Below are 21272 nucleotides of genomic sequence, written 5' to 3'. Positions count from 1 at the left end.
ATTGCTTGTCTGCTTTTGAGCTTGCGCGGCTCGCGTCGAACCTACCGCGGCAGATCCGTCTTCCCCATCAGGAACGTGTCGATCGACCGCGCGCACAGCCGGCCCTCGCGGATCGCCCACACTACCAGCGACTGGCCACGCCGCATGTCGCCGGCCGTGAACACGTTCGGGCGCGAGGTCTGATAGTCGAGCGTGTTGGCCTTGACGTTGCCGCGCGGGTCGAGGTCGACCGCGAGCATCTTCAACAGGCCCTCGTGCACGGGGTGGACGAAGCCCATGGCGAGCAGGACGAGCTCGGCGTCGAGCTCGAACTCGGTGCCTTCGATCGGCTTGAACTTGTCGTCGACGCGCACGCAGTGCAGCTTCTTGACTTGGCCGTTCTCGCCGGTGAACTTCTGCGTCAGCACCGCGAATTCGCGGATTGCGCCTTCGGCCTGGCTCGAGGACGTCCGCATCTTCAGCGGCCAGTTCGGCCAGGTCAGGCCCTTGTTCTCGTGCTCGGGCGGGGCGGGCATGATCTCGAGCTGGGTCACGGACAGCGCGCCCTGGCGTAGCGAGGTGCCGATGCAGTCGGAGCCGGTGTCGCCGCCGCCGATCACGACGACATGCTTGCCGCCGGCCAAAATCTCGGTGACGCCGTTGAGCGGCTCGCTGGAGACGCGGCGGTTCTGCTGCGGCAGGAAGTCCATCGCATAATGGATGCCGTCGAACTCGCGGCCGGGGATCGGCAGGTCGCGCGGGGCTTCCGCACCGCCGGTCAGCGCGACCGCGTCGTACTCGTTGAGCATCTCGCGCGGATCGACATTGCCGTCAGCGCCGACGTGGCTGTTGTAGTGGAAGGTGACGCCTTCGCCTTCCATCTGCGCCACGCGGCGGTCGATGATGCCCTTTTCCATCTTGAAGTCGGGAATGCCGTAGCGAAGCAGGCCGCCGGCCTTGGCGTACTTCTCGAACAGATGCACGTCATGTCCGGCGCGGGCGAGCTGCTGGGCGCAGGCCATGCCGGCCGGGCCGGAGCCGACCACCGCGACCTTCTTGCCGGTCTTGACGGAGGCGACCTCCGGCTTCAGCCAGCCATTGTCCCAGGCGCGGTCGACGATCGCGCATTCGATGGTCTTGATGGTGACCGGGTTGTCGTCGATGTTGAGCGTGCAGGAGGCCTCGCACGGCGCCGGACAGATGCGGCCGGTGAACTCCGGAAAGTTGTTGGTCGAGTGCAGATTGCGCGCGGCCTCTTCCCAATTGCCCTGATAGACGAGGTCGTTGAAATCGGGGATCTGGTTGTTGACCGGGCAGCCGGGCGTGCCGGGCGCGACCGAGCCGGTGCCGTGGCAATAGGGAATGCCGCAATTCATGCAGCGCGCGGCCTGGTCGCGCGTTTCCTTCTCGGTCAAGGGAACGACGAACTCGTTGTAATGCTTCACGCGCTCGGCGACCGGGGTGTACTTGCGGTCGTGCCGTTCGATTTCGAGAAAACCCGTGATCTTGCCCATTAAACCCGAAGTCCCTGCCGCTTAGTCGTTTGTTTCTTCTCGTCATTGCGAGGAGCGAAGCGACGAAGCAATCCAGTGTATCCGAGAAGAAAGTCTGGATTGCTTCGCTGCGCTCGCAATGACGGGGTGTGTGATGCCTACGCCCCGATCGCGATTTTCGGCTCGGCGTCCGCGTTGGCGGCCATTTCGCGCAGCGCGCGCCGGTACTCGACCGGCATCACCTTGCGGAACTTGGGCAACCATTCCTTCCAATCGGCAAGGATGTCGGCGGCGCGCTTGGAGCCGGTCGCCTTGGCGTGGCGCGTGATCAGGATGTGCAGACGCTCGACGTCGGACTCGAGCAGGTTCTTGAACACGTCGACCCGGCCATGCGCCTCGAGGTCACCGGAGTGATGATAGGTGTCGGCGTTGATCATCTCCTCCGACAGCACCGGCTCGAGCTCGACCATCGCCATGTTGCACAGCTTGTCGAACTCGCCGGTCTCGTCGAGCACGTACGCAATGCCCCCTGACATGCCGGCCGCAAAATTGCGCCCGGTCTTGCCGAGCACGACCACGATGCCGCCGGTCATGTATTCGCAGCAATGGTCGCCCGCGCCTTCGACGACGGCGACCGCACCCGAGTTGCGCACGGCGAAGCGTTCGCCGGCGACGCCGCGGAAGTAGCACTCGCCCTGGATGGCGCCGTACATCACGGTGTTGCCGACGATGATGCTCTCTTCCGGCACAATGCCAGAGTGCTTCGGCGGCTTGACGATGATCTTGCCGCCGGAGAGGCCCTTGCCGACATAGTCGTTGCCCTCACCTTCGAGCTCGAAGGTGACGCCGTGCGCCAGCCACGCGCCGAACGCCTGGCCGGCAGTGCCCTTGAGGCTGACATGGATGGTGTCATGCGGAAGCCCCGCATGGCCGTAGATCTTGGCGACCGCGCCCGACAGCATGGCGCCGGCGGAACGGTTGGTGCTGTTGATCGCGGCCTCGATCTTCACCGGCGCGCCGCGGTCGAGCGCGGGCGTCGCTTTCTCGATCAGCGAGCGGTCGAGCACGGCCTCCAGATGATGGTTCTGGCGCTCCGAGTGATAGATCTTCTGGCCCTTCTCTTCCTTCTGCTTGACGAACAGCTTTGAGAAGTCGAGGCCCTTGGCCTTCCAGTGCGCGACCAGCTTGGTCTGGTCGAGCAGTTGCACCTGACCGATCATCTCGTTGAAGCTGCGGAAGCCGAGCGAAGCCATGATCTCGCGGACTTCCTCCGCGACGAAGAAGAAGTAATTGATCACGTGCTCGGGCTGGCCGGTGAAGCGCTTGCGCAGGATGGGATCCTGCGTCGCGACGCCGACCGGGCAGGTGTTGAGATGGCACTTGCGCATCATGATGCAGCCGGCCGCAATCAGCGGCGCGGTGGCAAAACCGAACTCGTCCGCGCCGAGCAGCGCGCCGATCACGACGTCACGCCCGGTGCGGAAGCCGCCGTCGACCTGGACGATGATGCGGCTGCGCAGCCGCTCGCGCACCAGCGTCTGGTGGGTTTCGGCAAGGCCGATCTCCCAGGGCGAGCCGGCGTGCTTGATCGAGGTCAGCGGCGAAGCGCCGGTGCCGCCCTCGAAGCCGGCGATGGTGACATGGTCGGCGCGCGCTTTGGCAACGCCCGCGGCCACGGTGCCGACGCCGATCTCGGAGACGAGCTTGACCGAGACGTCACCCGTCGGGTTGACGTTCTTGAGGTCGTAGATCAGCTGCGCCAGATCCTCGATCGAGTAGATGTCGTGATGCGGCGGCGGCGAGATCAGGCCGACGCCCGGCGTCGAGTGACGGACCTTGGCGATGGTCGCGTCGACCTTGTGGCCGGGCAGCTGGCCGCCTTCGCCGGGCTTGGCACCCTGCGCCATCTTGATCTGCATCATGTCGGAGTTGACGAGATACTCCGTGGTGACGCCGAAGCGGCCCGAGGCAACCTGCTTGATCGCCGAGCGCATGCTGTCGCCGTTCGGCATCGGCTTGAAGCGGTCGGCTTCCTCGCCGCCCTCGCCGGTGTTCGACTTGCCGCCGATCCGGTTCATGGCGATCGCCAGCGTGGTGTGCGCCTCGCGCGAGATCGAGCCGAAGCTCATCGCACCGGTGGCAAAGCGCTTGACGATGTCCTTGGCCGGCTCGACCTGGTCGAGCGCCACCGGCTTGCGCTTCTCTTCGTCGGCGTTCTTGATCCGGAACAGGCCGCGCAGCGTCAACAGACGCTCCGACTGCTCGTTGAGGATTTTTGCGAAGGCGCGATAGCGCTCGAGCGAGTTGCCGCGCGCGGCGTGCTGAAGCAGCCCGACCGACTCGGCGGTCCATGCATGGTCCTCGCCGCGGCTGCGATAGGCATATTCGCCGCCGACATCGAGCGCGGTCTTGTAGACCAGCGACTCGCCGAACGCGTCGGCATGGCGGCGCACGGCCTCTTCGGCGATCTCGGCAAGGCCGACGCCCTCGACGCGGGTGTGCGTGCCGGCGAAGAACTTCGACACGAAGTCCGCCTTGAGGCCGACCGCGTCGAAAATCTGGGCGCCGCAATAGGACTGGTAGGTCGAGATGCCCATCTTGGACATCACCTTGAGCAGGCCCTTGCCGATCGACTTGATGTAGCGCTTGACGATCTCGTAGTCGTCGAGCGAGCCGGGCAGGCGGTCCTTCATCGCGATGATGGTCTCGAACGCCAGATACGGGTTGATCGCCTCGGCGCCATAACCGGCGAGGCAGGCGAAGTGATGTACCTCGCGCGGCTCGCCGGATTCGACGACGAGGCCAACCGAGGTGCGCAAGCCGGTGCGGATCAAATGATGATGCACGGCGGCGCAGGCGAGCAGCGACGGGATCGGCACGCGGTCCGAGCCGACCATGCGGTCGGACAGGATGATGATGTTGACGCCCTCGCGCACCGCGCTTTCGGCGCGCGCGCAAAGCTCGTCGAGCACCTGATCCATGCCGGCCGCACCAAGACCGGCGTGGAACGTCGTGTCCAGCGTGCGCGACTTGAAGTGCGACTCCGCCACTTCCGAGATCGAGCGGATCTTCTCGAGATCCGCGTCGGTCAGGATCGGCTGACGCGCCTCGAGGCGCTTGGTGGTGGCAAGGCCCTGCAGGTCGAACAGGTTCGGCCGAGGTCCGATGATCGAGACGAGGCTCATCACCAGCTCCTCGCGGATCGGGTCGATCGGCGGGTTGGTGACCTGCGCAAAATTCTGCTTGAAATAGGTGAACAGCGGCTTGGCTTTGTCCGACAGCGCCGAGATCGGCGTATCGTTGCCCATCGAGCCGGCTGCTTCCTCGCCGATGGCCGCCATCGGCGTCATCAGGATCGCGATGTCTTCCTGGCTGTAGCCGAACGCCTGCTGGCGATCGAGCAGCGACAGATTGGAGCGCACGCCCGTGGTCGGCACCTTCGGCAGCTCTTCCAGCACGATCTGGGTCCGCTCCAGCCACTCCGTGTAGGGATGGCTCCTGGCGAGCTCCGCCTTGATCTCGTCGTCGGGAATGAGACGGCCCTGCTCGAGGTCGACCAGCAGCATCTTGCCAGGCTGGAGCCGCCACTTGGTGATGATCTGGTCCTCGGGGATCGTCAGCACGCCCATCTCGGACGCCATCACGATGCGGTCGTCCTTGGTGACGAGATAGCGCGCAGGCCGCAATCCGTTGCGGTCGAGCGTGGCGCCGATCTGGCGGCCATCGGTGAAGGCGATCGCGGCGGGGCCGTCCCACGGCTCCATCAGCGCGGCATGATATTCGTAGAAGGCGCGGCGCTTCTCATCCATCAGCGGATTGCCGGCCCACGCCTCCGGGATCATCATCATGACGGCGTGCGGCAGCGAGTAGCCGCCCTGCACCAGGAATTCGAGCGCGTTGTCGAAGCAGGCCGTGTCGCTTTGTCCTTCGTAAGAGATCGGCCAGAGCCGGTTGATGTCCTTGCCGTAGAGATCCGAGCTGACGGACGCCTGGCGCGCCGCCATCCAGTTGACGTTGCCGCGCAGCGTGTTGATCTCGCCGTTATGCGCGATCATGCGGTAGGGATGCGCCAGCGACCAGGCCGGGAAGGTGTTGGTCGAGAAGCGCTGATGCACCAGCGCCAGCGCGCTCTCGAAGTCCGCTTCGTGCAGATCGGGATAGTACTTGCCGAGCTGGTCGGCGAGGAACATGCCCTTGTAGATCACGGTGCGGCAGGACATCGAGCAGGGATAATAGCCGGCGAGGCCGCGGTCGCGGCGCTGGTAGATTGCCTGCGAGATCGACTTGCGCAGGATGTAGAGCCGGCGCTCGAACTCGTCCTCCGTCTTGGCGACGGCGTTGCGGCCGATGAACACCTGCATGCAGGCGGGCTCGGTCGGCTTCACGGTGACGCCGAGCGAGGAATTGTCGGTCGGCACGTCGCGCCAGCCGAGCAGGGTCAGGCCCTCTTCCTTGATCTGATCGGCAATGATGCTCTTGATGACGTTGCGCCAGGCAGTGTCGCGCGGCATGAACAGCGCGCCGATGGCGTATTCGCCGGGGGCGGGCAGCGCGAATCCGAGCTCCTTGGCCTTGCGAACGAAGAAGGCGTGCGGAATCTGCACCAGAATGCCGGCGCCGTCGCCGGCGCGCGGATCGGCGCCGACAGCGCCGCGATGCTCGAGGTTGCAAAGGATGCTGAGCGCGTCCGAGACGATCTCGTGGGACTTCTTGCCCTTGATGTTGGCAATGAAGCCAACGCCGCACGAATCCTTTTCGAGCGACGGATCGTAGAGGCCTTCGGCCGGCGGTCGCGAATTGTGTTCCTGAATCGGGTCGGTCGATTTCGAGGCGACCGTCGCCGACAGGTCTTCTGCCACGATGTTTGCGCGCTCGAATTGCGACCCGTTCATTGCTCTATCCTCTCCATGCGGCAAGCTGCCTCACCGCCATCTTCGGCGCACCTTGGGCGTTCCGCGGCACCCGCTTCAGGGCCACCGCTCGTCCTCTGCGAGCCGCATTTTCTTAAATTCAGGCCAAGAATTCAGACCAAGGCGTTCTTCGTCCCCGAGAACGGCTTTGCCTGTTGTCTCCTGGCGCTCGAAAGCACCGACTTTCGTTGCAATCCCTATGCCGGAACCGCAAGCAAAATTGAGACAGTCTTCCTGTCCTAACCATCACCTTGCCAAATTTTTGTCTAGCACACAAGCGCGTGCAAGTCCCGATTCCCAAAGTGTCAATCATCGCTTTCCGCATGGCGCGCGGCCCCGGTTTTGAAGCAAACGCGCCCTGATCCGGCCCAAGCGCCGCCGAAATCCCGAATGAAGCTTCGGATCAACCCTTCGAACCGCGCGCCACGCCGCCAGAAGCGAAAGAGCGCGAGCTGTTCGGGGCCTGACAGGAGCGTGTCGATCATGAAGTTTTTCACAGGATGTGTGGCCGCCGCCGCGCTGGTGCTGGCCGCGACCGCGGCGAATGCGCAAATTTTGGCGAACGGCGCCGCGCGCGGGGCCTATATCGCGGTGTCGGATTTCGACGGGCCGTACGGGCCGCCGGAGGCCGTGCCCCCGCCGCCACAGCGTTACGGCTACGGTTATGGCTACGAAGAGCGCGGCCCGGCGCCGGCTCTGCTGCCGCCGACCGAAGTGTATGCGGTGTTGCGTGAAAACGGCTTTTCGCCGCTCGGCATCCCGCGCTTTCGCGGCGGCGTCTATACCATCGCCGTGATCGACCGTCGCGGTGACGACGGGCGGCTCGTGATCGACGCCCGCGACGGGCGGATCCTGCGCTTCATGCCGGCCCGCGACGCCTATGGTATGGCGCCGGCCTATGAGGAGCCCGCTGTCGCGCCTTACGGGCCGCAAAGCGCGCTGCCGCCGCCGACGGTAGTTCGCGGCGGTCCGCCGCGTCCGCCCGCCGCGATCCCGCATGTCGCAAGCCGCACCGTCCCGCTGCCGAAGGCCGCGCCGCCGCGCGGCGAGACGCCGGTGGCGGCTGCAAAGCCGGTCGAGCCAGCGCCGGCGCCGCAGCAAGCGCAGCCTGCGCAGCAGACCGCCGCCGTGCAGGCGAAGCCTGCGGAAACTCCAGCTGCAACCGTCGGCCAGGCCAAGCCCGCACCGACGATCCTGCCGACGCAGGAGATGCCCGCCGCGCAGGGGCTGGATTAGGCGACGCCGGAGGGAGGCGAGCAAAGCAAAAGGCGCCTGAGATCTCAGGCGCCTTTCGCGTCAGGCAGCTTGCCCTCAGCTGTGACCGTAGCCCGCCGCTTCCAGGATCAGATTCGCCACTTCCTTCGGATGCGACACCAGCGAGAGGTGGCCAGCGTCGAGCTCGATCGTGGTTGCGTTCATGCGCTTGGCGAGGAAGCGTTCGAAATCAGGATTGATGGTGCCGTCGTTCTTCGACACAGCGTACCAGCTCGGCCTCGAATGCCAGGCGGCCTCGGTGGTGCGGCCGGCGAAGATCGAGGCTGCCGTCGGCCATTGCACGGCATAAAGCTCCTTGGCGCGTTCCGGCGCGACGCCGTTGGCGAAATATTTCAGGAACGCATCTTCCGAAAGCTTGGTGTAGCCGTCGTGCTCAACGATGCCGGCGCGAACCGGTCCGGTTGGAAACTGCTTCGACAGCGCGACGAAATCCTCGTTCGCATCCGGGGCGCGCGCGGCGACATAGACGAGGCCGGTGACCTTCGGATCGGTGCCGACCTGGCTGATCACGGTGCCGCCCCAGGAATGCGCCACCAGCACGGTCGGTCCATCCTGCTCGGCCAGCGCGCGCTTGGTCGCCTCGACGGAGTCGGCAAGCGACGACAGCGGATTCTGCACGGCAGTCACGTGCAGGCCGGCGGCCTGGAGGATCGGGATCACCTCCGACCAGCTCGAACCGTCAGCCCAGGCGCCGTGCACCAGCACGACGTTCTTCGCCTTCACCGTCTGCGGCGTCTGCGCGTGAGCGAGGCTGATGGGGGCCGCCAGCAGGCTCGCAGCGACGAAAAGGCTGCGCCAGAAAGTCATGATCGTTCTCCGTCTTGTTTTGGGCTCGATACCCAAAGGACGGAGTGCGAGGTGGCAGCGTTACGCCGGCTCACCAGCCTGTGATGCGTTGCAGCAAGGACTCCAAACAAACGGTGTCGTCCCGGCGAAGGCCGGGACCCATAACCACTGGGAGATGTTTGGCGAGGACTGGCAGTTGCCGTGGCACGGAGACAGCGATCGATCGATAGATCACGCGGTATGGGTCCCGGCCTTCGCCGGGACGACGACGGCGAGAGAGCCGCGCCAAACAAAAAACGCCCCGGGGCACCGGGGCGTTTTCGCAACCTGATGGCTGTCGACGTGCTTAGGCGGCGACCGAGCTCTCGATCACCTGCGCGCTCGATGCGCCGCTGTTGATCGCGATCTGGCGCGGCTTCTTGGCCTCGGGAATCTCGCGCACGAGGTCGACGTGAAGCAGGCCGTTCTCGAGCGAGGCGTCCTTCACCTGCACGAAATCGGCAAGCTGGAAGGCGCGCTCGAAGGCGCGCGCTGCGATGCCGCGGTAGAGCACTTCGGATTTCGAGTTCTCGTTGGCGACTTTCTCGCCCTTGATCGTCAGCGTGTTTTCCTTCGCGACGATAGAGAGCTCGTCCTTGGAGAAGCCGGAGACCGCGACGGTGATGCGGTAGGCGTCCTCGCCGGTGCGCTCGATGTTGTAGGGGGGATAGCCGGGGCTGCCGTCCGAACCGGCCTGGTCGAGCAGGTTGAAGAGGCGGTCAAAGCCGACGGTGGAACGATAGAACGGGGTAAGATCGTAGGTACGCATGGTCAAGTCCTCCATTGAGCGACTGGTTGGCAACCCGCCCGCCGATCGGGCCGGGCTTTCGTCTGTGTGCAGCCTGATGTTCCGGTTCCGAAACACTGGTAGCGGCCTGCACCATGGTGATATGGGTTCAGGGATACTGCGTTCAAGAGGGCGATACTGGCGCCTTTTCAACGCTTCCGCCCCTTGATTGTCAGCACTTCGCGCCCCATGACGCTGGTCTCGATTCCGTCCAATCCCGTGCCCGAAAACGTCGTCAGCGGCACCATCAAGACGCCTGATGGCGTCGAGCTGCGTTTTGCGCGCTGGGCGCCGCCGGCGAACCGCAAGGGCACTGTCTGCGTCTTCACCGGACGCAGCGAGCAGATCGAGAAATATTTCGAGACCGTGCGCGACCTGCGCGACCGCGGTTTTGCGGTGGCGACGTTCGACTGGCGGGGGCAGGGCCATTCGTCGCGTCGCCTGCGCGATCCGCGCAAGGGCTATGTGCGCGACTTCGCCGATTACGAGATCGACGTGGAGGCCTTCGTGCAGCAGGTGGTGCTGCCGGATTGCCCGCCGCCCTTCTTCGCGCTCGCCCATTCCATGGGCGGTGCGGTGATGCTGCGCGTAGCGCATGCGCAAAAGCGCTGGTTCGACCGCATGGTGCTGTCGGCGCCGATGATCGACCTGCCGGGCCGCGCCACCTCGTTTCCGGTGCGTGCGCTGCTCAAGACGATGCGCCTGACCGGGCAGGGCGGTCGTTATGTCCCAGGCGGCAGCGACCACATCACCGGGCTCAATCCCTTCATCAACAATCCACTGACCAGCGATCCCGTGCGCTACGCGCGTAATGCTGCGATCCTCGAGGAGGATCCGACGCTCGGCCTGGCGTCACCGACGGTCGCCTGGGCCGATACCGCCTTCCGCGCGATGCACACCTTCAAGGGCATGAGCTATCCCTCCGAGATCCGCCAGCCGATCCTGATGCTGGCGGCCTCCAACGACACGGTCGTTTCCACGGCCGCGATCGAGGAGTTCGCCTATCATCTGCGCGCCGGCTCCCATCTCGTGATCGCCGGCTCGAAGCACGAGATCCTCCAGGAGCAGGACCGCTACCGCGCCCAGTTCTGGGCCGCCTTCGATGCGTTCGTGCCGGGCACACCGCTGTTCGGGTGAGGTCTATCCTTCGTCATTGCGAGGAGCTCTTGCGAACGAAGCAATCCAGGCTGCCTCCACGGAGACAGTCTGGATTGCTTCGCCACGCTCGCAATGACGATGTAGATGGATATTGCCCTCTCCCCGCCAACGGGGAGAGCTGAAATTCACAGCGTCTTGAGGTACTCGATCAGATCGTAGCGCTCGGAATCGTCCTTGAACATGCGGCCGATCACGCCGGGCTGTTTCGGTTCGCCGTCCTTGCGCTCGAAGGAATGGCCGAGCACGCTGTTGCCCGTGATCCCCGCCGAGAACTCCGTTTCGCCGGTCTTGCACCGCTCGCCCGCGGTGATCGCAAAGCCGACCGTCACCGGATCGTAGTCGCGGCGTCCCATGCAGAACTTGGTCGGGCGCTCGTTCTGCGGCTTCAAGAGCCAGTACAGCGAGGGTACCGAGCCATTATGCAGATAGGGCGCGGTGGCCCAGATGCCGTTCAACGGACGCGCCCGGTAGCGCGGCCCTGGCGCCGGGTTGAGGCAGTTCTTGCGCGCGAGATTCCACAATTGCGCCCGTTCGGCATCGGGAGTCTTCTCGTCGTCCATCCATTTGCGGGCGACGAGGTCGACGACCGTCATCAGGCCGAGCGCGTAGGACATCTCGGTCGGCGAGCTCGCGGTCGGGATGTCGCATTGCCACCAGGTCTTCAGGTCCGCCGTATTCACTTTCAGGAAGCCGGGCACGTCGACCGTCCTGTTGCCGAGCACGAGCGACTGTTGAGGGTCCGTCTTGATCTCCTCGGTGGGGATCGTCACCGCGTTCAGGACCTTACTGTCGCCGCTCGGCTCCCAATGGCCGGAGGACCAGAAGGCTGGGGTGTTGACCGGCGGCAAATGGCAGCCCGAACACATCTCGGCGTAGATCGCGCGGCCGCGTTCAACGCGATCCGGCTTCAGTTTCCATGCATCGTCGAGGATCTGCGACGGCCATTTCGGCGCCAGCAGGCCGCTAAAGCTCGGATCGGCCATCTTGAACGGATCGGAGCCTCTGAGCAGGTCCTCGATCCAGCCGAGCGTCCTGATATGGACCGAGGACCGGAGCAACCTGTCTTCGGGATAGGCGTCGGAGAGATTGAGCAGCGCCGTCACGCCCAGCCCTTCACCGGCGTTGCGGATCAGGGGCTGCTCGATCGAGGCGTCGTACTGGGCGAATTTGAACCACGGCACGGTCCAGATCGCGGGGTAGCTGACCGGCGCGTCCTGGGCATGCAGGTTCTTTTCGAAGCCTTTAACCCCGCTCAACGCGAAATCCTGCGAGAAGACCTGATTGCCGATGCGGTTGAGGGCATCGAGGCGGCCGAAGCCTTCCTCGGTGTCCGCCTGCTTCTTGCCGTGGACCGTGTCGTCGTACCTGGTCTGCCAGTCGATCAGGAATTTGCCGATTGCGCCCAGCTGCTGCTTGAGCGCATCGCGATCCGCCTTGCTGGCATCAGAGCCGAGCACGCGATCGGCAAAGCGCTGGAAGCGGAACGGCACATAAAGCGTGTAGGCAATCGACAGGCCGGTCGTGAGCTCGAGCTTCTTCAGGTCGGTCATGGCCGGCCCGCCGTCGAAGCGCACGTCGATGCCTTTGTAATGGATCTGGCCGGTGTGGCAGGCCGCGCAGGTCAGGCCGATCTTGTCCGCTTCGCGGCGGCCGGTCGCGGGATCGACCACGCCGGTCATCCGCGCGAAGCCGACCGGCAGGCCGTCGACATTCTCCGCCGCCGTCCATCGGGTCGACCAGTCCGGTGGCTGCGTCGTGTCGTAGACATTGGCATAGCCGAAGTGGCGAAGCGTGGTGGCGTCGGTCTGGATCGATTTTGGGCTCGGGATGAAGCCGAAGCGCTCGAGGTAAGCGCTGTCGCTCAACATGCCCGGCCGCGAGACCAGCCGAAGCCGCGGCTGCTCCAGCGCCATGAACCAGTTATAGGGCACCGGGAAGGTCGCGGTGCCCTGGCTCGCGTGATGGAACCAGTGCCGGTCCTTCAGCGACCAGTTTTGCTCGAGCCAATAGGCGGCCGTCGTCTCCGGGAGTTTCGGCAAAGGCGGCGGAATCAGCTGCGCAAGAATCCCTTTCTGCGGCAGCATGGCGCGAACCTGGTTGGGGAATTCGGCGACCGCGACCAAAGCCGCTACACCGACCGCGAGAAGCAGCGCTGCGAGCCCCAGCGCCCAGCGAAACCTGAGCGCGCAGGCCGACAGCAATGGCTGCGACACGATCCGCCGGTTGATGCGATCGGGGAACTGGCGCGCGTTGAACAGCGTCCGCACGTCGGCGATGCTGAGATAGCGGTCGCCCTTGCCGTCGACCTTGCCCATGATCTTCAGCAGGATCGGCCACTCGAACTTCATCAGCAGCGGGTAGTACCAGCGCGCGGCGTGGCCTGCGCGCTTGAGGTTGTCGCGCATGAAGATGTCGATTTCGGCGGCGTTGAGGCCGGGCTCGCTGCCGCCGCCGTTCGGATCGGTGTAGCTCCGGCCGAAGCTCGCAAGGCGCGCGATCTCGTCCTCGTTGACCTTGCCGTCGACGCCGAGGATGCGCGAGCCGGCGCCGAGCTTGTCCAGCGGACCGCCGCGCAGCGCATCGAGTTGCGCGCCCGACCAGATGCTCCTCAGGATGTGACCGAAGCCGTTGGCGATCAGGGCCACCCCGCGGACCTGAATCCGGGCCGACACTTTTTTCAGCCCCTTCTCACCGCTCGCATTCGCAATCGTCTGCGACAGCGTGGTGAGCGGCACCGTTCCGCCGTCGACGAAGCCTTCGCCGACGAGGCCGCGCAGGAACGGGCAGGGATTGTTGGCCGAGACCTCGATCGAGGGGACGTAGGGCTTCTTGTGGGGATTATCCATCAGCAAAGTCCTGAAACAAACGAATCGCGAAAAACAGCCGCGCCGATCAGGCGCGGAAAGTCCTAACAAACAGACAGCGGACGCGGGGAGATTATGCTACTTCGGCGTGTGATGAAGTGTGGCCGAATTCACTGTGGTGTCAATAAAGCCGGGCGCTGAGATCACAGCGCTCGCTTACTCTTCAGGATTCGGCGGCGCGCTTGACGTCGCTCTGGACCAGCGTGAGCTTGGTCGGCGGCACACCTGCCTTCAGGAGCCCCTCGCGGTAATGCGCGATGTCCTCTGGCCGCTTCCAGTGAAAATTCCGCAAGTGACGATCGACGTTGAGGGTCGGGTAATTGCCCATCAGCACGGAGGTCGCTTCGATCGCCTCGGCGGTCCGCCCGAGCTGCGCCAATGCCGCGACGCGGATCGCCAGGGCCTGCATGTGGTTCGGGTTGACGTAGAGCTGCTCGCGGGCCCACGACAGCGTCGCGTCATATTGACCGACGAGATAATGGCTGAAGGCGTTCAGCGCCGCCCATTGATAGCGCGGGTCGCTGTTGTCGCGCTGGGCGGCCATCGAGAACAGCTCGATCGCCTGGCGGTGCTCGCCGATGACGAAATGGCAGATGCCGAGCACGCCGCGCGCGCCCATGTCATAGGGGTTGAGCGCGACCGCGCGCTTGGCGGCGTCCATCGCCGCCTCGTCATGGCCTTCCATCGCGTGCGCCCAGGACAGGATCGAGAACGCAAAGGACGAGCGCGGATCGAGCCGGACGCTGGTCTCAGCCAGGCCCATCGCCTCCGCCCACATCTCGCGCGTGCCCTTGACCCAGCCGAACTGGATGCTCTGGATCTGGATCGTGGCGAGATAAGCGTGCGCGATCGACAGCTTTGGATCGAGCGCGATGGCCTCCCGGAACAGGCTGACCGCCGCATCCAGATCTTCCTTGGTCTGCCGGTAGTAGTGCGACAGACCTTTCAGGAAGCGGTCCCAGGCCGTCACGTCGGTGGTCGGGCGCGCGGGCGCGGAGGCCTCGGCCCGGACGATCTCGGTGGCGATCGCCGCGGACAGATTGGTCGTGATCTCGTCCTGCATCGCGAAGAGATCGCCGATGTCGCGGTCGTAGCGGCCGGTCCAGAGCTGCTCGCCGGTCTCCGGCGCGATCAGCTCGGCGGTGACGCGGATCTTGGCACCGGCGCGGCGCACCGAGCCCTGGATCAGATAGGTCGCGTCGATCTCGCGCGCGATCAGCCGGGTACCGGCATTCTTGCCCTTGAAGGCGAAGGTCGAGTTGCGGCTCAGCACGCGGTAGAAGGATTGCAGCGACAGCGCGTGGATCAGATCCTCGGTCAGGCCGTCGGAGAAATATTCGTCCTGGGCGTCGCTGAGATTGGCAAAGGGCAGCACGCCGACGATCGCGGTTCGGGACAGCGCGGAGGCTTCCTTCAGCTCGGGCGCCAGCACCGGTGCGCCCTCGGGCACCCAGGTCCAGACCCCGACCGGATCCCTGATGTTCTTGAAGCGGTGATTGCCGGCGTCGCTGAGCGGCACGGTGAGATGCTTGCTCGCCTCGCTATAGGCCTTGGCCGAGATCGCGAACCCGCCGGGGCTCGCCACCGATTCGAGGCGGACGGCGATGTTGACATCGTCACCGAACACCTCGTCCTCGTCGGCGATGACGTCACCCATATGGATGCCGAGCCGGAACTGCATGGCGCGGTCGGCGGGCAGATGATGGTTGCGCTCCGCCATCAGCACCTGCATGGCGATCGCGGCCTCGGCGGCGCCAACGATGGAGGGGAACTCCAGCAGGAAGCCGTCGCCAGTGTTCTTCACGACGCGGCCGCCATGGTTGAGGATGATCGGGTGGATCGCACTGCGATGCGCCTTGAAGGCGGCATGGGTGCCGGCCTCGTCACTGCCCATCATCCGGGAATAGCCGGCGACATCGGCGCAGACGATGGCGGCCAGACGTCTTTCCATATCCTCGGGGCTCCAAGGGAGCGGGACCTGCCACGGCGCAGCAGCGGCCCGCGAATCCCGCATTTCAAGAATCCGACCCTTATAGAGCAGATGATGCCGAACGAAAGTATGATCCGCATTGCAAATTCGATGCAAATCCTCAGCAATTCCGGCGGTGGACGGGGAGGAGCGAACCGACTAAGCCCGATCGCTTGGGACCGCCCGGCCGGGCGGCGGGGGCCTTGGTATGCTCGGCATTCACGAAATCTGGCTGTTCATCCTGTCCGGCGTGCTGCTCAACATCACGCCGGGGCCCGATACGGTCTATGTGATCGGCCGCAGCATGCAGATGGGCTGGCGCGGCGGGGCCGCGGCCACCCTGGGCATCAGTTGCGGCTGCTTTTTCCACGTCGCGGGCGCCGCGATCGGCCTTTCGGCCCTGCTGATGGCCTCGTCTACTGCGTTTTCGATCCTGAAGCTGGTCGGCGCCGCCTATCTCGTCGTGACCGGGCTTCAGATGCTGTGGTCGAAGCCGGCACTCGCAGCGATCAAGGACGAACCGGCGCGGAGTTCGCCGCGGCGGGTGTTCCTGCAGGGCGTCTTCACCAATGCGCTCAATCCCAAGGTCGCGCTGTTCTTCCTGGCCTTCCTGCCGCAATTCGTCGCAGCTGACTCTGCGCACAAGCCGCTCGCCTTTCTGACGCTCGGCCTGATCTTCATCTTTACGGGAACATTGTGGTGCCTCGTGCTAGCGGCGTTCGCGGCCAGGGCCGCGCATCGGCTGAGGCGGTCTGAAGGCGTGATGGCCTGGGTCAACCGGGCGCTTGGTGGCCTCTTCATCTATCTCGGCATCCGCGTCGCCATGCTGGAGACGCGGTAGCCTTCGCTACATGAACTCTTTCAGCAGCGCGCTGCCGGTGAGATAGACGCCGAGCAGGATCATCGCGACCAGGAACCAGCGGCGAAACGCTTCGGCCGGCATTTTCGCCCGCACCGATTGGCCGATGAACATGCCGACAAAGGCGCAGGCCATGGCGATCGCGCCCGGCACGGCGTTGGCCGGCGTGAGCAGGCCGCCGGCGGTGAGGTTGAAGGCCAGCGCCAGTGTCGCGGTGGTGAAGAACACGCCGAGTGCCTGCACCAGTTCGTCCTTCTCCATGCCGATTGCCTGCATGAACGGCATCGAGGGAATCACCTGCACGCCGGTCGAGGCCGAGATCATGCCGGTGACGACGCCGACCACGCCGCCGACCCATTTCTCGTTCTGCGGCGCGACGCGGACCTGAAACTTGCTGAGACCGATCAGCGCATAGAGGACGAGCAGCACGCCGAGCACCACCGTGCCGTAGCGCGCATAGGGGCCGGTCAGTGCGCCGGCATTGAGCCAGCAGCCGATCACGGTGCCGATCATCAGCGGCCACAGCCGCTTGAGGATGTCGCGCAAATGTGGGCCGACGAAAGTCTGCCAGATGTTGGTGACGATGGCGGGCACGATCACGATGGCGATCGCGCGCCCCGGCGCCATGCTCACGGCGAGCAGGCCCATGGAGACGGTCGGCAGGCCGAGCCCGACCACGCCCTTGACGAATCCGGCGATCAGGAAGACGGCGGCGATGAGGATGAGAAGCGGGTCGATCATGCCGGCACATTGACCGAAGCCGCGCTCCGGCACAATCTGGAGGTTACGGAGGCAGCCTTCGCCACAAACGAAGGCTGGACGCCGGAAGCAGGAGATCCACCATGCGTTTCGACCTCGTCGACCTCCAGCTCTTCATCGCGGTCGCAGACCAGCGCAGCATCACCCGCGGTGCGGAGCGGTCGAACCTGGCTTTGGCCTCGGCCAGCGCGCGGATCAAGGGGCTCGAGGACGCGCTCGGCGTCGCGCTCTTGAAGCGCGGCCGCCGCGGCGTCGAGTTGACCGCGGCGGGCGAGAGCCTGCTCGATCATGCGCGGCTTGTGATCCACCAGGTCGATGCCATGCGCGGCGATCTCGCCGGCTTTGCCAGCGGCGTGCGCGCCAGCGTGCATTTCCTCGCCAACACCTCGGGTCTCTCCGAGCACCTGCCCAAGGCGCTGGCCGGCTTCCTGCGCGAGCATCGCGATGTCGCCATCGACATCGAGGAGCGCGAGAGCACCGACATTGCCGCCGCGATCACCGCGGGCGCCGCCGATCTCGGCTTCGCCGCCGAGCACGCGCTGCCGGATCATATCGAGCGCTTCCCGTTCAGCGAGGATCGATTGACGCTGGTGACATCGCGTCGCGGCCCGTTCGCCGGCCGCCGCCGGATCGACTTCCAGGAGGCGGGCGCTTGCGATTTCGTCGGGCTGACCAGCGCGACCGCACTTCAGGTCCATATCTCCAAGCATGCGGCACGGCTCGGTATGCGCCCGCATTTCCGCGCGCGGCTGCGCGACTTCGACGCGATCTGCCAGATGGTCGCCGCCGACGTCGGCGTCGCCCTGGTGCCCGAAGCCGCCGCCCGCCGTTGCGCCAAGCTGATGCCGCTCGCCATGGTCCGCCTGCGCGACGCCTGGGCCAACCGGAGGCTGGTGATCTGCGCGAGGAGTTTCAAGACGCTGCCAAGGCCGGCGAAGATGCTGGTGGAGCATTTGCGGGCGGAGGCGGTGTGAGGGGGGTAGAGCTACTTTGCCGTCTCGACGCCGGCGTCCTTGATCACCTGCGCCCACTTCCTGGTCTCATCCGCGATGAAACTGCGAAAATGCTCCGGCTCGTCGCCGATCAGCGTCGCGCCCTGGGCTGCGAGCTTTTCCTTCACGGCCGGATCCGCCATCGCCTTTGTCGCGAGATCATGCAGCGCGGTCACGATCTCCTTCGGCGTGCCCTTCGGCGCCACCATGCCGTACCAGTTCTCGATGCGCAGATCGGGAAAGCCCGCTTCCTTCGTGGTCGGCACGTCAGGCGCGGTCGGGGCGCGCTCCGCCGAGCCGACTGCGATCGGCCGCAATGCGCTCGCCTTGACCTGCGGCAGCAGCACCGGGAGATCCAAAAACGTCATCTGCACCTGCTGACCCAAGAGATCGTTCACCGCAGGAGCTGCACCGCGATAGGGCACGTGCACGATGTCGATCTTGGCCGTCAGCTTGAACAATTCACCGGCGAGGTGCGGCAGGCTGCCGGGGCCGGAGGAGGCGAAGTTGAGCTTTCCCGGCTGCGCTTTCGCCAGCGCGATCAATTCGCCGATGTCCTTGGCGGGCACGTTGGTCGCCACAACCAGCATTTCCGGTACGGTTGCGACCAGTGTCACCGGGGCGAGATCGGCGAGCGTGTCGTAGGCGACCTTCTCCATGCTCGGGCTGATCGCGAGCGCGCCCGCAGAGGAGATCGCAATGGTGTAGCCGTCGGGCGCGCTCTTGGCGACCGCGTCGGTGCCGAGCACGCCGCCCTGGCCGCCGCGATTGTCGATCAGCACCGGCTGGCCCGCCAGTTCCGACATGCGCTGGCCGATCACGCGCGCGATGATGTCGTTGGGCCCGCCGGCCGGAAACGGCACGATCAGCTTGACCGGTTTGGCCGGGAAATTCTGCGCGGACGCGACCGTCGATACCAGCAGCAGGATGGCAAGGAGGAGCGAGCGGCGTTTTTTCATGCAGGCCCCTCTGTCGCTTATCCGTTGAGCAGTTTCAGTGCTTCTTGGTGAACCCGCGCATCGCCGGCGGCGATGATGCGGCCGCCGCCCTGTGCGGGCTTGCCTTCCCAGGTGGTGACGACGCCGCCGGCGCCGGTCACGATCGGGATCAGCGCTGCGATATCGTAAGGCTTCAGCTCGGTCTCGACCACGAGATCGACGTGGCCGGCGGCCAGCATGCAATAGGAGTAGCAGTCGCCGCCATAGCGCGACAGCCGCACGCCTTTCTCAACTCGTCCGAAAATGCCGCGATCGCGCTCGTTCATCAGCAACGGGCTGGTGGTGTAGGTCGTCGCCTCCGACAGCGAGGCGCAGCGGCGGACCTGGAGCCGGCGCTCGCCGGAGGGGCCTTTATAGTTGGCCGAGCCGTTGTCGCCGGAAAAGCGCTCGCCGATGAAGGGCTGATGCATCATGCCGAACACCGGCGTGCCCTTGTGCAGCAGCGCGATCAGCGTGCCCCAGATCGGAAAGCCGCCAATGAAGGATTTTGTGCCGTCGATGGGGTCGAGCACCCAGACATAGTCGGCGTCCTCGCGCTCATTGCCGAATTCCTCGCCGACGATGCCATGCTGGGGAAAGTTGGCCTTGATCAGCCGCCGCATCACCGCTTCCGCGGCGCGGTCGGCTTCGGTGACGGGATCGAAATCTTTCGTCTTGCTCTTGTCGTCGATCGACAGCGAGGTGCGGAAGAACGGCAAAATGGTTTCGCCGGAGGCGGTGGCAAGCCGTCCGATGAAGGCTGAGAAGTCGATCACCGTCACGGCACATCCTCAAAACGAAAGTCGGGTGAAGTTCGCCTCTGCCTAGCTCAAATCGCCGGAGACGGGCAGCGCTGTCTTAATCTTGCACCCTGGTATTTTGAATGCGGCGTGACACTGCCTCATCCGAGCCATCTGCTGGCCAAATATCGATCATAGAGTTGAAAGCTTAGTTCCGACCATGCCTTGTTCGTATGCAAATGACTATCAACCCATTGAATTTCCTTATCAAAGAAACTGAATCTGGGTTTCTTTTAAAGCAATTGAGCTATGTGCGTTTTGCATGGGAAACGGCTCGAAAGCCCTTGCACTTTGTGCGTCGCGGCCGCATATTGTTGCGGTGCGGTAGCGCTCTGCGTTACCGCTGCCCTCCTTGGGCGTTTCCTCCCTAGACTTGGGCCGCTTCTTCATCAGAAGCGGCCCTTTTTCTTTGGCTCTCGGTTTTCATTTTCATGCGCGCGTTGATGCGAAGTGAAAACCTGTTCGCGCCAATCGCGCGCGACGCGATCGTTGGAAAAACTGAGCGTTTATTCCGCCGCGGCCTGGAACGGGCCGAGATCGCCGAACGGAATCGTCGTGGCCAGCACGTCGGCGAGCACTGCGAAGTCGTTTGCCACTTGCGCAAAGCGCTGACCGCGCTCGCGCCGCCGCTCGTCCATGTAGATCGCGCGGTTGAGTTCGAGCTGCACCGCATGCAGCCCGCTCGCCGGATTGCCGTAATGCTCGGTGATGAAGCCGCCGGCATAGGGCTTGTTGCGGCCGATCGAATAGCCGAGCCCGCTCATGGTCTCCTCGACCCGGTCGGGCAATAGCGGCGTGCAGCTCGTGCCGTAACGGTCGCCGATCACGACGTCGGGCCGGCGCGGCTCGTCTCTGCTGACGCCGACCGAGGGCATCGAGTGGCAATCGACCAGCACCACGGTGCCGAACATCTGGTGCACCTTGTTGATCAGCCGGCGCAGGGCGCGATGGTAGGGCTTGTACAGCGTCTCGATCCGCGCCAGCGCGTCATCGACCAGGATGCGGTCGCGATAGATCTCCTGGCCGTCGCCGACCACGCGCGGGATGGTGCCGAGCCCACCCGCGACGCGCATCGAGCGGGTATTGGCAAAGCTCGGCAGTCGGCCGGTGAACATGCGGGGATCGAGCTCATAGGGCTCGCGATTGACGTCGACATAGGAGCGGGGAAAGTTGACCCGCACGGTCGGAAAGCCGCGCTCGCTCAAATGGCCGATCAGCTCGTCCATGAAGGAATCTTCCGAGCGCCGCAGCGTCGGCAAATCGATCCGCGAGGCGTTCAGGAACTCGTCCGGGTAGGTCGAGCCGGAATGGGGCGAGTTGAAAATCACAGGCGCGCGCCATTCGGCGGGCTCTACGATCTCGAAGGCTGGCGACACGTCGCCGTCAAACCGGGTCATCTTCTCAGGCTTCGTCCCTAAATTCTCAGGCTTCGTCCCGTGGTGCCGCAGCATCCGGCAAGGTCCGGATCAAAGTGATTCGGCCGGTCGAACGGCTCTTATGTGTCGTCATTGTCCGGAATCGCAATCATTCTGCCAAGCGAAAAAGTGTGATCGGCACTGGAACACGTCTTAACCCTGCGGGCATCTGCCTGCGGATTTGGCGGCGCGGCTCGATTGATTTGGGGC

15 protein-coding genes are annotated in these 21272 nt (G+C 64.7%); 4 read left to right on the top strand and 11 right to left on the bottom strand.

The window, feature by feature from the left end:
- Positions 1–41: 41 nt before the first annotated feature.
- The 3 genes from IC761_RS32505 to IC761_RS32495 all read right to left on the bottom strand — a co-directional run bounded on the left by IC761_RS32505 (position 42) and on the right by IC761_RS32495 (position 6867).
- Positions 42–1493 carry a glutamate synthase subunit beta gene (locus IC761_RS32505; RefSeq protein WP_195800706.1) on the bottom strand — a complete coding sequence of 484 codons (1452 nt, stop codon included), beginning with the start codon at positions 1491–1493 and terminating at the stop codon, positions 42–44.
- Positions 1494–1630: 137 nt separating this feature from the next.
- Positions 1631–6364, bottom strand: coding sequence for a glutamate synthase large subunit (gene gltB, locus IC761_RS32500; RefSeq protein WP_195800705.1), 4734 nt, complete (start codon positions 6362–6364; stop codon positions 1631–1633).
- A 323-nt stretch (positions 6365–6687) separates the two neighbouring features.
- On the bottom strand, positions 6688–6867 hold the full coding sequence (locus IC761_RS32495; protein WP_195800704.1) for a hypothetical protein: 180 nt from the start codon (positions 6865–6867) through the stop codon (positions 6688–6690).
- On the opposite strand from IC761_RS32495, the gene IC761_RS32490 reads away from it, so the two are divergent.
- Positions 6866–7618, top strand: coding sequence for a hypothetical protein (locus IC761_RS32490; protein WP_195800703.1), 753 nt, complete (start codon positions 6866–6868; stop codon positions 7616–7618). The genes IC761_RS32495 and IC761_RS32490 overlap by 2 nt on opposite strands.
- Positions 7619–7693: 75 nt before the next feature.
- Here IC761_RS32490 and IC761_RS32485 read toward each other — a convergent pair whose 3' ends face one another.
- Entirely contained in the window at positions 7694–8464 is a 771-nt protein-coding gene (locus IC761_RS32485) for an alpha/beta fold hydrolase (RefSeq protein WP_195800702.1), read from the bottom strand.
- Positions 8465–8789: 325 nt separating this feature from the next.
- Positions 8790–9251: an Hsp20 family protein gene (locus IC761_RS32480; protein ID WP_195800701.1), complete on the bottom strand. Its 462-nt coding sequence runs from the start codon at positions 9249–9251 to the stop codon at positions 8790–8792.
- Positions 9252–9458: 207 nt separating this feature from the next.
- Here IC761_RS32480 and IC761_RS32475 point away from each other — a divergent pair, with 207 nt between their 5' ends.
- The gene (locus tag IC761_RS32475; RefSeq protein WP_195800700.1) at positions 9459–10406 is read left to right on the top strand and encodes an alpha/beta hydrolase; all 948 of its coding nucleotides are present in this window, start codon (positions 9459–9461) and stop codon (positions 10404–10406) included.
- 146 nt (positions 10407–10552) lie between these two features.
- Here IC761_RS32475 and IC761_RS32470 read toward each other — a convergent pair whose 3' ends face one another.
- Together IC761_RS32470 and IC761_RS32465 are read right to left on the bottom strand one after the other, a co-directional pair.
- Positions 10553–13273 (bottom strand): di-heme-cytochrome C peroxidase, encoded by a 2721-nt coding sequence (locus IC761_RS32470; protein ID WP_195800699.1) that lies wholly within the window; start codon positions 13271–13273, stop codon positions 10553–10555.
- A 181-nt stretch (positions 13274–13454) separates the two neighbouring features.
- A complete protein-coding gene (locus IC761_RS32465; RefSeq protein ID WP_195800698.1) occupies positions 13455–15242 on the bottom strand; it encodes an adenylate/guanylate cyclase domain-containing protein in 1788 nt (595 codons plus the stop codon).
- A 226-nt stretch (positions 15243–15468) separates the two neighbouring features.
- Here IC761_RS32465 and IC761_RS32460 point away from each other — a divergent pair, with 226 nt between their 5' ends.
- Positions 15469–16101: a LysE family translocator gene (locus IC761_RS32460; RefSeq protein ID WP_195800697.1), complete on the top strand. Its 633-nt coding sequence runs from the start codon at positions 15469–15471 to the stop codon at positions 16099–16101.
- Between the two features lie 6 nt (positions 16102–16107).
- On the opposite strand, the gene IC761_RS32455 is transcribed toward IC761_RS32460, so the two are convergent.
- Positions 16108–16860: a sulfite exporter TauE/SafE family protein gene (locus IC761_RS32455; protein ID WP_195800696.1), complete on the bottom strand. Its 753-nt coding sequence runs from the start codon at positions 16858–16860 to the stop codon at positions 16108–16110.
- Between the two features lie 101 nt (positions 16861–16961).
- On the opposite strand from IC761_RS32455, the gene IC761_RS32450 reads away from it, so the two are divergent.
- Positions 16962–17852, top strand: a complete 891-nt coding sequence (locus IC761_RS32450; protein ID WP_195800695.1) for a LysR family transcriptional regulator — start codon at positions 16962–16964, stop codon at positions 17850–17852.
- An 11-nt stretch (positions 17853–17863) separates the two neighbouring features.
- Here IC761_RS32450 and IC761_RS32445 read toward each other — a convergent pair whose 3' ends face one another.
- The 3 genes from IC761_RS32445 to IC761_RS32435 form a co-directional block, all read right to left on the bottom strand.
- Positions 17864–18829, bottom strand: coding sequence for a Bug family tripartite tricarboxylate transporter substrate binding protein (locus IC761_RS32445; RefSeq protein WP_195800694.1), 966 nt, complete (start codon positions 18827–18829; stop codon positions 17864–17866).
- A 17-nt stretch (positions 18830–18846) separates the two neighbouring features.
- The gene (hisN, locus tag IC761_RS32440; RefSeq protein WP_195800693.1) at positions 18847–19629 is read right to left on the bottom strand and encodes a histidinol-phosphatase; all 783 of its coding nucleotides are present in this window, start codon (positions 19627–19629) and stop codon (positions 18847–18849) included.
- 524 nt (positions 19630–20153) lie between these two features.
- Positions 20154–21044 (bottom strand): N-formylglutamate amidohydrolase, encoded by an 891-nt coding sequence (locus IC761_RS32435; RefSeq protein ID WP_195800692.1) that lies wholly within the window; start codon positions 21042–21044, stop codon positions 20154–20156.
- Between the last annotated feature and the right edge of the window lie 228 nt (positions 21045–21272).

Origin of the sequence: Bradyrhizobium commune (genome assembly GCF_015624505.1) — a bacterium.
GTDB lineage: Bacteria > Pseudomonadota > Alphaproteobacteria > Rhizobiales > Xanthobacteraceae > Bradyrhizobium > Bradyrhizobium commune.
Note: the sequence above shows the minus strand (reverse complement) of the source record. Positions and strands in the feature narration are given on the sequence as shown.